The sequence below is a fragment of the Caballeronia glathei genome, from assembly GCF_000698595.1.
Classification (GTDB): Bacteria; Pseudomonadota; Gammaproteobacteria; order Burkholderiales; family Burkholderiaceae; genus Caballeronia; species Caballeronia glathei.
The window spans coordinates 12,098-27,207 of sequence record NZ_JFHC01000038.1 but is presented as its reverse complement, the minus strand read 5'-3'; the positions used below and the strand labels follow the sequence as shown (position 1 = coordinate 27,207).

At 66.2% G+C, this 15,110-nt stretch carries 12 protein-coding genes; 8 read left to right on the top strand and 4 right to left on the bottom strand.

Going from position 1 to position 15,110, the window contains the following annotated elements; genetic code table 11:
- Positions 1 to 90 precede the first annotated feature (90 nt).
- From lnt to BG61_RS22430, 8 genes are all read left to right on the top strand, one after another.
- A complete protein-coding gene (lnt, locus tag BG61_RS22465) occupies positions 91 to 1,755 on the top strand; it encodes an apolipoprotein N-acyltransferase (protein WP_035927704.1) in 1,665 nt (554 codons plus the stop codon).
- A gap of 274 nt (positions 1,756 to 2,029) precedes the next feature.
- Positions 2,030 to 3,037 carry a glycine--tRNA ligase subunit alpha gene (glyQ, locus tag BG61_RS22460; RefSeq protein WP_075584206.1) on the top strand — a complete coding sequence of 336 codons (1,008 nt, stop codon included), beginning with the start codon at positions 2,030 to 2,032 and terminating at the stop codon, positions 3,035 to 3,037.
- Between the two features lie 17 nt (positions 3,038 to 3,054).
- A complete protein-coding gene (glyS, locus tag BG61_RS22455; RefSeq protein WP_035927702.1) occupies positions 3,055 to 5,154 on the top strand; it encodes a glycine--tRNA ligase subunit beta in 2,100 nt (699 codons plus the stop codon).
- Between the two features lie 16 nt (positions 5,155 to 5,170).
- Entirely contained in the window at positions 5,171 to 5,728 is a 558-nt protein-coding gene (gene gmhB, locus BG61_RS22450) for a D-glycero-beta-D-manno-heptose 1,7-bisphosphate 7-phosphatase (RefSeq protein WP_035927699.1), read from the top strand.
- Between the two features lie 36 nt (positions 5,729 to 5,764).
- Positions 5,765 to 6,538 carry a lysophospholipid acyltransferase family protein gene (locus tag BG61_RS22445; protein WP_035927698.1) on the top strand — a complete coding sequence of 258 codons (774 nt, stop codon included), beginning with the start codon at positions 5,765 to 5,767 and terminating at the stop codon, positions 6,536 to 6,538.
- 82 nt (positions 6,539 to 6,620) lie between these two features.
- The gene (locus BG61_RS22440; protein ID WP_035927997.1) at positions 6,621 to 7,547 is read left to right on the top strand and encodes a M48 family metallopeptidase; all 927 of its coding nucleotides are present in this window, start codon (positions 6,621 to 6,623) and stop codon (positions 7,545 to 7,547) included.
- 172 nt (positions 7,548 to 7,719) lie between these two features.
- The gene (gene gloA, locus BG61_RS22435; protein ID WP_035927696.1) at positions 7,720 to 8,106 is read left to right on the top strand and encodes a lactoylglutathione lyase; all 387 of its coding nucleotides are present in this window, start codon (positions 7,720 to 7,722) and stop codon (positions 8,104 to 8,106) included.
- Positions 8,107 to 8,275: 169 nt separating this feature from the next.
- Positions 8,276 to 9,214 (top strand): DMT family transporter, encoded by a 939-nt coding sequence (locus BG61_RS22430; protein WP_035927693.1) that lies wholly within the window; start codon positions 8,276 to 8,278, stop codon positions 9,212 to 9,214.
- Positions 9,215 to 9,219: 5 nt separating this feature from the next.
- On the opposite strand, the gene rsmA is transcribed toward BG61_RS22430, so the two are convergent.
- The 4 genes from rsmA to BG61_RS22410 form a co-directional block, all read right to left on the bottom strand.
- Positions 9,220 to 10,035 carry a 16S rRNA (adenine(1518)-N(6)/adenine(1519)-N(6))-dimethyltransferase RsmA gene (gene rsmA / locus BG61_RS22425; protein WP_035927689.1) on the bottom strand — a complete coding sequence of 272 codons (816 nt, stop codon included), beginning with the start codon at positions 10,033 to 10,035 and terminating at the stop codon, positions 9,220 to 9,222.
- Positions 10,036 to 10,084: 49 nt separating this feature from the next.
- Complete coding sequence (pdxA, locus tag BG61_RS22420; RefSeq protein WP_035927686.1) at positions 10,085 to 11,083, bottom strand: 4-hydroxythreonine-4-phosphate dehydrogenase PdxA; 999 nt, start codon at positions 11,081 to 11,083, stop codon at positions 10,085 to 10,087.
- Positions 11,084 to 11,085: 2 nt separating this feature from the next.
- Entirely contained in the window at positions 11,086 to 12,432 is a 1,347-nt protein-coding gene (locus BG61_RS22415; protein ID WP_129572061.1) for a peptidylprolyl isomerase, read from the bottom strand.
- Positions 12,433 to 12,557: 125 nt separating this feature from the next.
- Positions 12,558 to 14,951, bottom strand: a complete 2,394-nt coding sequence (locus tag BG61_RS22410) for an LPS-assembly protein LptD (protein WP_035927685.1) — start codon at positions 14,949 to 14,951, stop codon at positions 12,558 to 12,560.
- Positions 14,952 to 15,110 lie beyond the last annotated feature (159 nt).

Below are 15,110 nucleotides of genomic sequence, written 5' to 3'. Positions count from 1 at the left end.
CAACCCGCGACGCCTCTTTCCCTGAACCGGCGCACGCGTCTCCTGCGCGCCGCGCCGCCATCCCTTTACGCCGACCCGACCGTGTAATCAATGGCCGATTCCCCGTTTCGCATCCTGCCCCGGCAACGCAAGAGCGCCGACGCCGACAGTGCGCAGGCGCTCCCCTTCTGGCATTACCTCGTCGCCGCCGTTCTCGGCGCAGCCAACACGCTGTCGTTCGCTCCGACGCCGCACGGCGGCTGGCTCGAACTCGTCATCTTCACGCTGTTCTTCGCGTGGCTGTCGCGCACGCGCGGCTGGCGCGGCGCCGCGCTGACCGGCTGGGCGTTCGGCTTCGGCAACTTCGTGACGGGCGTGTGGTGGCTCTACGTCAGCATGCACTTCTACGGCGGCATGGCCGCGCCGCTCGCGGCCGCTGCCGTCGCGCTCTTTTCGCTCTACCTCGCGATTTATCCTGCGTTGTCGAGCGTCGTATGGTCGCTCGTCGCGGGGCGCGCCCATTTCGACGACGAGGAAGGCTACGCACGCGAAAGCGCCGATTCGGAACCGCGCTTCTGCCCGACCTGGCACGGCGCATTCGCGTTCGCGAGCGCGTGGGCGCTCGGCGAGTGGCTGCGCGGGCTCGTCTTCACCGGTTTTCCGTGGCTTTCGAGCGGCTACGCGCAGGTCGACGGACCGCTCGCCGGTTTCGGCGCGATCGCGGGCGTATATGGCGTGGGCTTCGTGCTGGCGCTCGTCGCCGCGCTCCTCGTGCAGGCGTACTACCACGCACGGCACGGACAGGCGATGACCGCCGGCGCGCGCTTCGCGCCCGCTTACGTGGCGGCCGGGCTGATCGTCGCGGGCATGCTCCTCTCGTTCGTTCAGTTCACGACGCCCGCCAATTCGCCGCTCACCGTGCGGCTGCTGCAAGGCAACGTGAAGCAGGAAATGAAGTTCCGCCAGGAAGGCGTGGACGAATCGCTTGCGCTCTACCGGCGGCTCATCACCGAGAAGCCCGCCGATCTCATCGTGACGCCCGAAACCGCGCTGCCGGTTCTCGCCTCGCAGGTGCCGCAGGACTTCGCGACCGCGATCCGCCACTTCGCCGACACCACGCGCTCCTCGATCCTGTTCGGCGCCGTGGGCGTCTCGCTCACGCCCGAAGGCAAGCCGACCGATTACACGAACAGCCTGTTCGGCATCACGCCCGGCTCGTTCGACGTCTTTCGCTACGACAAGCACCATCTCGTGCCGTTCGGCGAGTTCGTGCCGCTCGGCTTTCACTGGTTCGTGAACCTGATGGGTATTCCGCTCGGCGATCTCGCGGGCGGCCCGGCCGTGCAGAAGTCGTTCTTCGTGCGCAATCAGCCCGTTGCCGTCGACATCTGCTACGAGGACATCTTCGGCGAAGAGATCGCAAGGACGATCCGCGAGCAGGAAGCGCCGGCGGGAATCCTCGTGAATTCGACCAATCTCGCGTGGTTCGGCAACACCATCGCGCTGGACCAGCATCTGCAGATCGCGCGGATGCGCTCGATCGAAACCGGCCGGCCGATGCTGCGCGCGACCAACACCGGCATGACCGCCGTGATTGGCGCGGACGGACATGTCGTCGCGAAGCTGCCGACCTACACGACCGGCGTGCTCGAAGCCACCGTGCAGGGCACCTCGGGCCGCACGCCGTATGTCAGCAGCGGCAATCTGACCGTGATCGTCATTTCGTTGGTGCTGCTTGCCTTCGGCTTCGCGTTCGCGCCCGGGCGCAGGAAGTGAGATCGGCACTTGCCGCGCGCGGCGTCGTTTCCTGATGTCGCGCGTTCGATTGTTGCAGTCTGCAGACTCCTTCGACGCCCGCGAAGGGCGCACCGCGTACCCGGCGCATTCACCGGCGAGCCCTGGCCGTTTTTCCGCAGCCCGGCGCGAGAAACCCCGGAAAGTCGCACAAGACCCTCATTCCCGCTAAAATTCAAGGTTTTAGCACTTTGACCGAACCGCGGCGCCGCGTCATCGCGGCGGGAACCGCAACCGGTCCGCCTCAAAGGCAATCATGCTCACTTTTCAGCAAATCATCCTGACGCTGCAATCCTATTGGGACAACAAGGGTTGCGCGCTTCTCCAGCCGATCGACATGGAAGTCGGCGCGGGCACCTCGCACGTTCACACGTTCCTGCGCGCGATCGGCCCGGAGCCGTGGCGGGCCGCCTACGTGCAGCCGTCGCGCCGCCCCAAGGACGGCCGCTACGGCGAGAACCCCAACCGCCTCCAGCACTATTACCAGTATCAGGTCGTGCTGAAGCCGGCGCCGGAAAACATCCTCGATCTCTATCTCGGCTCGCTCGAAGCGCTCGGCTTCGATCTGAAGCAGAACGACGTGCGTTTCGTCGAGGACGACTGGGAGAATCCGACGCTCGGCGCGTGGGGCCTCGGCTGGGAAGTGTGGCTGAACGGCATGGAAGTGACGCAGTTCACCTACTTTCAGCAGGTGGGCGGCATCGACTGCCGGCCGGTGCTCGGCGAAATCACCTACGGGCTGGAACGCCTCGCGATGTACCTGCAGAAGGTCGAGAATGTCTACGACCTCGTCTGGACGGAATGGGAAGAAGACGGCCCGAACGGCAAGGAAACGCGCCGCCTCACCTACGGCGACGTGTACCACCAGAACGAAGTCGAGCAGTCCACCTATAACTTCGAGTTCGCGAACGTCGATCTGCTGTTCAACTTCTTCAACAGCTACGAGACGGAAGCGAAGAAGATGATCGACGCGAAGCTCGCGCTGCCCGCCTACGAACTCGTGCTGAAGGCCGGCCACACGTTTAACCTGCTCGACGCGCGCGGCGCCATCTCGGTGACGGAACGCGCGGCCTATATCGGCCGGATTCGCGCGCTCTCGCGCCTCGTCGCACAGGCGTACTACGACTCGCGCGAAGCGCTCGGCTTCCCGATGCTTGGCAATCCCGTGCATCCGGCCCCCGGCCTCACCACCGACGAACACGACGCCGCGATGCCCGCCTGGGCGCCGCCGCTGAAGGTCGAGCGCAACATCGACCAGGTTTGACGAGACACGACAGAACAATGACGCAATCCAACCAAGCCTCCCTTCTCGTCGAACTGCTGACCGAAGAACTGCCGCCGAAAGCGCTCGCGCGCCTCGGCACGTCGTTCGCCGAAGGCATCGTCGAGCGCCTCGCCGCACGCGATCTGATCGAAGGCGCTCCGAGCTTCGAAAAATACGCGACGCCGCGCCGCCTGGCCGTGCTCGTCAGGAACGTGCGCGCGGTCGCGCCGGAAAAGCAGGTGCGCGAAAAAGTGCTGCCGGTTTCCGTCGCGCTCGACAAGGACGGCCAGCCCACCGCCCCGCTCGCAAAAAAACTCGCCGCGCTCGGCTTTCCCGACTTCCCGCTCGCCGAGCTCGAACGCGCGCAGGACGGCAAGGCCGAAGCCTTCTTCCTGCGCTATGCCGCGCCGGGCGCGACGCTCGCCGACGGCTTGCAGTCGGCGCTCGACGAAACCCTCGCCAGGCTGCCGATCCCGAAGGTCATGACGTATCAGCGCCCGGACGGCACCAACGTGCAGTTCGTGCGTCCGGTGCAGCGCCTCGTCGCGATGCATGGCCGCGAGGTCGTGCCGGTCACGGCGCTCGGCATCGATTCCGGCGACACGACCATCGGCCACCGCTTCATGTCGCACGGTTTCGTGCAGATCGCGAATGCCGACAGCTACGCTGACACGCTGATGTCGAAGGCGCACGTGGTCGCGAGCTTCGAGGACCGCAAGGAGTCGATCCGCACGCAACTGCAGGCGTTCGCGCGTGACGATCGCGTCGTGATGCCCGAAGCGCTGCTCGACGAAGTGAACGCGCTCGTCGAATGGCCGGTCGTGTATCAGTGCCATTTCGGCGAGGAGTTCCTGCAGGTGCCGCAGGAGTGCCTGATCCTCACGATGCAGACCAACCAGAAGTATTTCGCGCTCACCGACGAGCACGGCAAGCTGCGCTCGCGCTTTCTGATCGTGTCGAACATCGATACGAAGACACCGAGCGAGATTGTCGAAGGCAATGAGCGCGTGGTGCGCCCGCGTCTTGCCGACGCGAAGTTCTTCTTCGAGCAGGACAAGAAGAAGCGGCTTGCGGATCGTGTGCCGCTGCTCGCGAACGTCGTCTATCACAACAAGCTCGGCTCGCAGCTCGAGCGCGTCAAGCGCGTCGAGGCGCTCGCGGGCGAGATCGCGCCGATGGTCGGCGTCGACGTCGCGCTGACCCGCCGCGCCGCGCTGCTCGCGAAGGCGGACCTGCTCACCGACATGGTCGGCGAGTTCCCCGAATTGCAGGGCACGATGGGCACGTACTACGCGCGCCACGACGGCGAGCCGGAAGAAGTCGCCCTCGCCTGCTCGGAGCATTACCAGCCGCGCTTCTCGGGCGACGAGACGCCGTCGACGGGTGTCGGCTGCGCGGTCGCGCTCGCGGACAAGCTGGAGACGATCGTCGGCATCTGGGGCATCGGCTTGCAGCCGACCGGTGAGAAGGACCCGTTCGCGCTGCGCCGCCATGCGCTCGGCGTGCTGCGCATTCTGCTGGAAAAGCGTCTCGCGATCGATCTGCTCGACCTGCTGCGCGCGGCGCAAAAGCAGTTCGCGGGCATGCCGCAAGTAGCGGAATCCACGGATGCGATCTATGCGTTCTTCATCGATCGCCTGCGCGGCGTGCTGCGCGAGCGCGGCTTCAACGCGAGCGAAATCGAGGCCGTGCTGAGCCTGAACCCCACGCGCCTCGACGACATCGTCGCGCGTCTCGACGCCGTGCGCGAATTCGCGGCGCTGCCGGAAGCGGCATCGCTCGCGGCGGCCAACAAGCGCATCTCGAATATCCTGAAGAAGTCGTCCGAGGAGCTCGCGGCGGCGGTGCAGCCCGCGCTGCTCGGCGAAGCGGCCGAACAGGCGCTCTACGCGCAGCTCGAACAGGTCGCGCCGCGCGTGCAGAGCCAGCTTGCCGAGCGCAATTACACGGAAGCGCTGTCGGCGCTCGCGGCGCTGCGCGACGCGGTCGATACCTTCTTCAACGACGTGATGGTGAACGCGGAAGACCCGGCGCTGCGACGCAACCGCCTCGCGCTTCTCGGCGCGCTGCATCAGCAGATGAATTGCGTCGCCGACATCTCGAAACTCGCGGCCTGACGCGCGGCGCACGCACATGAACATCAACCGAAAACTGGTCATCCTCGATCGCGACGGCGTGATCAACGTCGACTCCGACGCGTTCATCAAGTCACCCGACGAATGGGTCGCGATTCCCGGCAGCCTGGAAGCCATCGCGCGGCTGAATCAGGCGGGCTGGCACGTGGCGATCGCGTCGAACCAGTCGGGCATCGGGCGCGGCCTCTTCGACATGGCGGCGCTCAACGCGATGCATCAGAAGATGAACCGCGCGGCGGCGACGGTCGGCGGCCGGATCGACGCGATCTTCTTCTGCCCGCATACCGCCGAGGACCAGTGCGACTGCAGGAAGCCGAAGCCGGGCATGCTGCAGCAGATCATCGACCGCTTCGAGATCGATCCGGAAGACACGCCGGTCGTCGGCGATTCGCTGCGCGACCTGCAGGCAGGCGCCACGCTCGGCTTCCCGGTGCATCTCGTGCTCACCGGCAAGGGCGAGAAGACGCTCGCAGCAGGCGACCTGCCGCCGGGCACGAAGGTTCACAAGGACCTGCGCACCTTCGCGCTCGACTTCCTCGCCGAAGCACACGACTGACGCGCTCGCCGGCCCCCACCACGTTTCGTCACGCCAATGCGCTTCATTCGCTCGCTGCTGCTGATGCTGTTCTTCATCGTGTACACGGTGCCGTACGCGACCGCCTGTTTCATCGCGTTTCCGTTCCTGCGCGCCGACAGGCGCTACTGGATGGCGGCGGGCTGGTGCAAGTCGGCGATCGTCGCGCTGCGCCTCTTGACCGGCATCCGCTACAGGATCGAGGGCTACGAGAATCTGCCCGACGGCCCCGCCGTGCTGCTGTCGAAGCACCAGTCCGCCTGGGAGACGCTCGCGTTTCCCGCGCTGATGCCGCGCCCGCTCTGCTATGTATTCAAGCGCGAGCTGCTCTATGTGCCGTTCTTCGGCTGGGCGCTCGGGCTGCTCAAGATGGTTCACATCGACCGCAAGCAGGGCAAGGACGCATTCGCCTCGGTGACGCGGCAGGGACGCGCCCGCATGGACGAAGGCGCGTGGGTCATCATGTTTCCCGAGGGCACGCGCACGCGCGTGGGCAGCCACGGCAAGTACAAGACTGGCGGCGCGCGTTTCGCGGTCGCGACCGGTGCGCCCGTCGTGCCGATCGCGCACAACGCGGGGCACGTCTGGCCGCGCAATTCCTTTCTCAAATATGCGGGTATAGTCACGGTGTCGATCGGCAAGCCGATCGACACAGCGGGCCTCACGCCGGAAGAAGTCAACCAGCGCGTAGAGGACTGGATCGAGACGGAAATGCGTCGTATCGATCCGGGGGCTTACAGTTCGACCAATGCGGCATCGCCGGGCGCGCAACACGTGTCCGCCGGCCGCTGAATCGACCGCAAAGAACCCGAGCCGCGCATTGCCTTTTTCGTTCTTCTCGTCATTCCTGCGCCGCGAGCGCAAAGCTGAGCCGATGCAGAAGCCCCCATCGCGGCAGCGTCCCGCTGTCGCGCTCGACAACCTGCAACTCGATCTGCCGTTCGCGGACGCGCCGGCTTTCGCCGCGCCCGCGTCTCTCGCGCCGTCGTCCATGAATCCTTCCGCCACACCCGCGCCGCTGCTCGGCGACATCACTTCCGCCGACCCCGCCGCGCCGCCGCTGCATGCACCGGACGGCACGCGCCTGCGCCGGTTCGTGCTCGGACAGCAGACGCTCGAATATCGTCTCAAGCGCTCGTCGCGCCGCACGATCGGTTTCACGATCGACGGTACCGGGCTCGCGATCACCGCGCCGCGCTGGGTCACGCTGACCGACATCGAAAGCGCGATCGCGGAAAAGCAGAAGTGGATCTTCAGGAAGCTCACCGAATGGCAGACCCGCGTCGAGCAGCGCGCTCTGCCGCGAATCGACTGGAAGGACGGCGCGCAGTTTCCGTATCTCGGCAAGACGATCAGCGTGTCGCTCGGCTCGACCCGCAGCGCGCTCTACTTCGATGCCGAGAGCAGCGTCCTCTCGCTCGCGCTGCCCGCGCTCGCGGACCCTCAGCAGATCAAGGACCGCGTGCAGGGCTGGCTGCAAACCGAGGCGAAGCGGATTTTCGGCGACCGGCTCGTCGTGTATGCGGAAAGGCTTGGCGTGGAATTTCGCGCGTATGCGCTCTCGTCGGCGGCGACTCGCTGGGGCAGCTGCTCGAGCGACGGCAAGATCCGCCTGAACTGGCGGCTGATTCACTTCCCGCTTTCGATCATCGACTACGTCGTCGCGCATGAGCTTGCGCATCTGCGCGAGATGAACCACAGCCCACGCTTCTGGGAAACGGTCGAATCGATCTTTCCCGAGTTCCGGGAAGCGCGGCATACGCTCAAGCACCATCCGCCCGAAATGCTGCCCGCGCTGTAGCCGCGCCTTACAGCGCGTACAGCTGCCGCGGGCCGCGCCTGCGGGCATTTGCGCAGGGCGGTACAATTTCGCTCGCAACGCGGATCGCGCGCGAGTGCAGAAGACACTTCGCGGCGGCCGCGCTCATTCAAGTCTCATCGAGCCATCGAGTCCACCCCACAGGATCCCCATCATGCGACTTCTTCATACGATGCTGCGCGTCGGCGACTTGCAGCGTTCCATCGATTTCTACACGCGCATTCTCGGCATGAAAGTGCTGCGCCAGAGCGAGAACACCGAGTACAAGTACACGCTGGCATTCGTCGGTTACGGCGACGAGACCTCGAACAGCGTGCTCGAACTGACCTATAACTGGGGCGTCGACAAGTACGACCTCGGCACCGCTTACGGCCACATCGCGCTCGAAGTCGACAGCGCCGCCGACGCCTGCGACCGCATTCGCAATGCGGGCGGCAAGGTCACGCGCGAAGCAGGCCCGGTGAAAGGCGGCACGACGGTGATCGCGTTCGTCGAAGATCCGGACGGCTACAAGGTCGAGCTGATCGAACGACACGCCTGAAGGGCACCGGCTCGCCGGTCGGGGTCGTGATTCGGCGCACGACCCTGCGCCTGACCCTGGCATGCGCACAGCGGGCGAATCGGTGGCAAAATCGACGCTCCAAAATAGTGCATGAGCCGGGCGGCTCGTCGCGAACGCAATCTTCCGCCCGAGCCGCCCAGACCCGCCGATGAGCACCTCCGCCCCCGCCTCGCCCCTGTCCCTGCGCCGCGCCCCCGACGCAACCGCGGTCATCGTCATGGTCGTGCTGTGCGCGGCCTGGGGCTTCCAGCAGGTCGCAATCAAGGAAGCCAACGCCTCGTTCCCGCCGATGCTCCAGGCGGGCATCCGTTCGCTGATCGCGACGTTCCTCGTCTGGCTCTGGTCGCGCTCGCGCGGCACGGCGCTTTTCCGCAGCGACGGCACGCTCGGCGCGGGCGTGCTCGCCGGGATTCTGTTCGGCGGCGAGTTCGTCTGCATCTTCTTCGGCCTCACACTCACGACGGCCTCGCGCATGGCCGTCTTCCTCTACACCGCGCCGTGCTTCACGGCGCTCGGGCTGCACTGGTTCGTCGCGGGCGAGAAGATGCGCCGCGTGCAATGGCTCGGCATCGGCCTCGCGTTCTGCGGCATCGCGCTCGCGTTCGCAGACGGCTTCCTGCACGGCAATCCGAACAGCGCGTCGACGCTGCACGGCCTCGCGGGCGATGCGCTCGGCGTCCTGGGCGGCCTGCTGTGGGCCGCGACGACCGTCCTCGTGCGCGCGACCTCGCTCGCGCAGGCGAGCGCGAGCAAGACGCTTTTCTATCAGCTGGCGGTATCGGCGGTGCTGCTGCTCGCGCTCTCGTTCGGACTCGGCGAGGCGCATGTCAGCACCGTGACGCCGCTTGCGCTCGCGAGCCTCGCGTATCAGGCGGTGGTCATCGCGTTCATCAGCTATCTGACGTGGTTCTGGCTGCTGACGCGCTACATGGCGTCGCGACTGTCCGTGTTTTCCTTCCTGACGCCGATCTTCGGCGTGACCTTCGGCGTGCTGCTGCTGGGCGAGCATTTCACGCTGCGCTTCATGACGGCCGCCGCGATGGTGCTGGCGGGCATCATGCTCGTGAACAAGCCGGCGCGCCGCTAGAGCGCTTAGCCGGCATTCGCGCTGACCACCTGCGCGAGCTTCACGTATTCGGAAACCGGTACTTCCTCGGCACGCCGCGCAAGGTCGAAGCCGAGCGCATCGAAGTCGACCCTGTCCCGATAGCCCGCGAGGGTGTTGCGCATCATCTTGCGCCGCTGCGAGAACGCCGCCTGCACGACTTCGCCGAGCACCCGTTCATCGACTTCCGGCAACTCGTGCGGCGCGTACGGAATCATCCGCACGATGGCCGAGTTCACCTTGGGCGGCGGCTGAAACGACTCCGGCGGCACGTCGATCAGCTTATCGATCACATACCGGTACTGAAGCATCACGGTGAGCCGCCCGAAATCCTTGCCGCCCGGCTCGGCGATCATCCGCTCGACCACTTCGTCCTGCAGCATGAAATGCTGATCGACGACCTTCGACGCGAATGCCGTCAGGTGAAACAGCAGCGGACTCGATATGTTGTAGGGCAGATTCCCGACGATCCGAAGCGACGGCTTCTCGCCTTCCAGCGCGAGCGAGCCGAAGTCGAAGGCGAGCGCATCGCCGGAATGCAGCACGAGCAGGTCGCCGAAGCGCTTTTCGAGCCGCGCGATCAGGTCGCGGTCGAGTTCGACCGCGTGCAGGGGCGACTCAGGCGTCGCGAGCCGTTCGATCAGCGGCTCGGTGAGCGCGGCGAGACCCGGCCCGATCTCGACCATGCGCTCGCCGCGCCGGGGCGCGATCGTATCGACGATCGAATCGATCACGCCCTGATCGACGAGGAAGTTCTGCCCGAAGCGCTTGCGCGCGAAATGGCCCTGGTGCTTGGTGGACATCGAAAAGACCGCTCCGGACTGCGTGAATGAAGATAGGCGCGCGCGGCCGTCATCCGGCGCGCCGGTGGCGGGCCATCGAAACGGCGGTATCGATGGCCGCGATCAGGCTGCCAGCGTCGGCGCGGCCCGTGCCCGCGAGATCCAGCGCCGTACCGTGATCGACCGACGTGCGGATGATCGGCAGGCCGAGCGTCACGTTGATGCCTTCGCCGAAGGTCGCGAACTTGAGCACCGGCAGGCCCTGGTCGTGGAACATCGCGAGCACGCAATCGGCGTCTTTCAGATAGCGCGGCTGGAACAGCGTGTCGGCGGGATAGGGGCCGGGCGCGTCGATGCCGAGCGAGCGGGCGCGTTCGAGCGCGGGCGCGATCACGTCGATTTCCTCGCGCCCCAGATAGCCGTTCTCGCCCGCATGCGGATTGAGCCCCGTCACGAGGATGCGCGGCGCCGGCAGGCCGAAATGCGCGCGCAGGTCGTGGTCGATGATCTGCAGCGTCTCGACGATGCCCTCGACCGTCAGCGCCGCCGACACGCACTTGAGCGGCAGATGCGTGGTCGCGAGCGCGACACGCAGCGGCCGGGGACCCGTGCCCGCCAGCATCATCACGACGCGCGGCGTGTTCGTGCGCTCGGCGAGATATTCGGTATGGCCGGTGAACGGCACGCCGGCGTCGTTGATCGTGCTTTTTTGCAGCGGCGCCGTGACGATGGCGTCGAAACGGCCCGCGAGCGCGCCGTCGATCGCCGCGTCGAGCAGTCCGAGGACGTAGCGGCCGTTGGCGGCGTCGAGCTTGCCCGGCCGCGAGGGCACGGCGAGCGCGTGATGCTCGATCTCGACCTGCGCGGCGGGGAACGTGGCTGAAAGCGCGCCGGCCGAACCCGCGCGTTCCTGCAACAGATCGCGGTCGCCGAGCACGGTGAAACGCGCCGACGGCCAGCGGGCCGCCGCCTCGCGAAGCGCCGCCGCCGTCAATTCGGGACCCACGCCGGCGGGCTCGCCGGTGGTGATCGCGATCGAGAGTGCGGGGGCGTCGGAGGCCGCGTTCATCGTTACTGCTCCTGCTGGCCGGCGACGCCCTTGTATTGCACGTAGGCGGTGTCGCGCAGTTCGCGCAGCCAGTCGGAATATGCCTGCTCCGCCTTGCGCTGGCCGATCGCCTGACGCGCGATGTTGAGCTGCTCCGTGGCCGAGCCTTCGGCTTCGCGGCGTCCGAGCACCTGGATCAGGTGATAGCCGTACTCGCTTCGCACCGGATCGCTGACGTCGCCGTCCTTCAGGTTGTTCATCGTGCGCTCGAACTCGGGCACCGTCTCGCCCGGGCTGATCCAGCCGAGATCGCCGCCCTGCGACGCCGAGCCGTCTTGCGAATAGGTGCGCGCGAAGTTCGCGAAATCACCGCCGGCGAGCACTTCGCGCTTGATGTCGAGAAGCTTCTGCCGCGCCGCCGACTCCGACATGCCGTCCGACACGCGCAGCAGGATGTGCCGCACATGAGTCTGCACGAGCTTCGGCGCGTCGGCCGCGGTGCCCTGCCCCGAGCGCCGCTCGACCAGCTTGATGACCTCGAAGCCGCCCGTGGTGCGGATCAGTTGCGGCACGACCTGGCCCGGGCGCAGCGTCGACACCGAGGTCACGATGCCGGCAGGCAGCGAGCTTTGCGTGCGAAAGCCGAGATCGCCGCCTTTCGCGGCGTCGGTATCCTGCGAGTTCGCCTGGGCGAGCTTCGTAAAGTCGTCGCCCGCCTGGGCCTGCTTCAGCACGGCTTCGGCCTTGGCCTGATTCGCGTCGATGTCGGCCTGCGGCGCGTCCGGCGGCACCTTGAACATGATGTGCTGCAGGCGCAGGTCGCTCGTCTGGCTGGCGTTCGGCCCGCGCTGGCTCGCGACATAGTTCGCCACTTCCGCATCCGATACCAGGACCTTGCTGTCCACTTCCTTCTCGCGCAGCTTCGAGAGCGTGAGTTCCGTGCGCGCGTCGCGGGTGAACGTCGACCAGGGCACGCCCTGCGCCTCGATGCGCGCGCGGTAAACGTCGAGCGTCATCTGGTTCTGCTGCGCGAGGCGCTCGAGCGTGCGCTTGACCGTGGCGTCGTCGACGGTGATGTTGTCTTCCTTCGCCTTCTGCAACTGAATGCGTTCGAGCACCATCTGGTCGAGCACCTGCCGCTGCAACTGCGCGGCAGGCGGCACCGGCGCGTTCTGCTGCTGCAGCCGGCGCGTGATGAGGCCCGTGCGGTCCTCGAGTTCGCGCTGCGTAATCACGTCGTTATTGACGACCGCCACGACCGAGTCGGCAAGTTGCACATTGCCCTTCGACAAGGCCTGGGCACCGGCCGGCGAACTGAGAAAAAGCGCTGCGGCGAATGCGCCCGCTGCCAGCGTTATCGATCGAAACATGTTCATGTCTGCCACAGATACTCCATCAAATGCGGGCAAAAACCCGCGCGTGTGCTGCCTGTCCTGCGATTGGTGCGACCCGCTTTTCACCTGCTGCCGCCCGTTCGCATCGCCGTCGGCCGCCCTCATTCGTAGTTGCTGAAACGGGAGAGCGGCGGCGCCGGAGGCGGCGGCGTCTGGTAGCCCTGAACGCTCGAGCGGAACGCGGCCACGAGGCCGTTGTCGACGTTCGACAGGCCCTTGAACGTCAATTGCGCGAGCACGCGCGTGCCCGCGGACGACTGGCCGGTGCTCGTGACGCCGTTCGCATAGCGCTGCATGCCTAACCCGAGCTGCCAGCAGTCGGCATCGTACTGGAACCCGAGCAGACCGTCGACGAGACGATGGCTCGCGAGATCGTAGTTCACGCGGCCCACCCCGTACAGGCGACGCGTGAGCGGCCACTGCGCCGAGAACAGGATCTGGTTGATCGGCTCGTCCGACAGCGTGGTCTGGTTGGAACGCGTGTAGCGGTAGCCGACGTTGATCACCTTGCGGTCGGCGGGGCTGAACGAGAAACCGATGCTCGATCGCACGAGCTGGTTGTTGTCGGCATTATATTGGAACGCGGTTTCCGAGGCGAAACCCGCGCCCAGCTTGATTGCCGCGCCCGCGATCAGGTCCGAGTGCTTGGCCTGGTCGGGCGACGTGCCCGGCGTGATCGTGACGCGCTGGCTCTGGAAGTAATACTGCTGCGCGATCACGAAGCGCGCGCGCTCGTCGCCCGTCGCCGGGTTGATGAAACGCGTCGTGAGGCCGGCTGTCAGGCGGTTCGCATCCGCGATGCGGTCATTGCCGACGAACGTGTTCGGCGTATAGATCTCCGCGAGGCCGAAGTCGGCTTCGGCGGTATCGAAGATCGGCGCGAAGTCCTGATTGTGATACGGCGTGTAGACGTAATAGAGGCGCGGCTCCAGCGTCTGGATGTAGTCGCGCCCGAAGAGCCGCACCGAGCGGTCGAACACGAGACCGGTGTCGAACGAGATCGTCGGGATCGATTCGGTGAAGTTCTTCGGCTCGTTCGCCGGCAGGAAGCCCGGCTGGCCCGGCGCCAGCCCTGTCTGGATATGCGACAGGTCGTACGACGCGAAGTGCCACTGCACCTTCGGCGTGACGAAGTAGCCCGGCCCGTTGACCCCGTAGCTCAGGTACGGATTGAAGACGGCGCGCTGGCCGTCGGTCGCGCCTGTCTGGGTGATCGTGAAGCGCGTGTAGTCCGCTTCCGCGCCGTAGTCGAAGCCGCCGACGTTGTACTTGTTGTACTGCACGTTCAACTGCGGCTCTCGCGCGTACGGCGGAACGGACGGCTGCAGCGTCTGCCAGCGCTGCTCGCGCGCGAGCACGGTCCACGGCCCGTTGTTGTACGTCAGCCCCGCTTCCTGCTGGTACAGGAGCTGCGTGCCGTTCACGAACTGGTTCGACGCGCTCCCCAGGTCTTCCGGATACTGATCGTCGGAAACCTTGTTGTAATTGACGTATGCACCGAACCCGTTGCCGAGGTTCTGCTGGTGCTGCAGATAGATCGCGTACCGGTTCGTGTGCGTCTGCCGGTCGTTCGGCAGGAATTCACCCGTGATCGTGCCCGAATACGTGGGCGACAGATAACGGTATGTCCCCGCCATCTGCACGCCGCGGCGCGTCATGAGGCGCGGCGTCAGGGTCAGGTCGCGGTTCGGCGCGATGTTGAAGTAATACGGGATCGTCGCTTCGAAACCCGTCGTCGAGCTGAGCGAGAACGTCGGCGGCAACAGGCCGCTGCGCCGGTCGCTCGTGAGCGGAAACGACAGCCACGGGCTCGCGAACACCGGCACGCCCTGGAAGAACAGCACGCCGTTGTGCGCGATGCCCTCCTGCGCGCCGGTGTCGAAGTCGAACGACGTGCCCTTGATGTACCACGCCGGATCGGTCTCGCACTGGCACGCCGTGTAGGTGCCGTGGTCGACGCGCGCCTGCTCGTTGTCGATGAGGTCGACGCGCTCGGCGCTTCCCGATCCGCCCGTCAGATTGAAGCGGTACTTCGGGTTCGTCATGAAGCCTTCGTTGGCTTCGATCTTCAGGTGCGCTTCCGGGCCGGCGAACGTGTTGCCGTTGCCGATGATCCTGACATTGCCGTACGCGTCGGCCATGTCAGTGTCCTGGTCGTAGTGCAGTGCATCCGACTTGATCACCGACACGTTGCGCCGCACTTCCGCCGCGCCCTTCGCGGCCATGTCCTCGTCGGTGGTGCCGGTCGCCTTGTCGCCCAGCAGGAAGGTGGCAGGCTGTTCGCCGGAACGCAGCGGCCGCTCCTCGAGCTGGGGCGCAAGCCGCAGGTTGCCGGGGCCGTCCAGCGGCTGCGGCTCCGCGGCCGCGCCGACGAGCTGGGCGTGCGAGAGCGCGGGCAAGATGCCCGGCGCCGCCAGGAGCGCCGCGACGAGCCGCCGTCTACGTGGCAGAGCATGACGCTTGGTAATCGGTATTGGAAACTGTCGTGGCGGCATGTATGGGTGGCGGTTCGATCCCGTTCGATCCCGTTCGCTCCCGTTACGCGTCACGGACGCTGAGTTGCATGCAAATCGCGCCCGGGTGCGCGCCCGTGCTGCGCAGTCGAATCTGACACTCCGGCTGCGAACGAAAGATGACACTCGATCGAATATTGA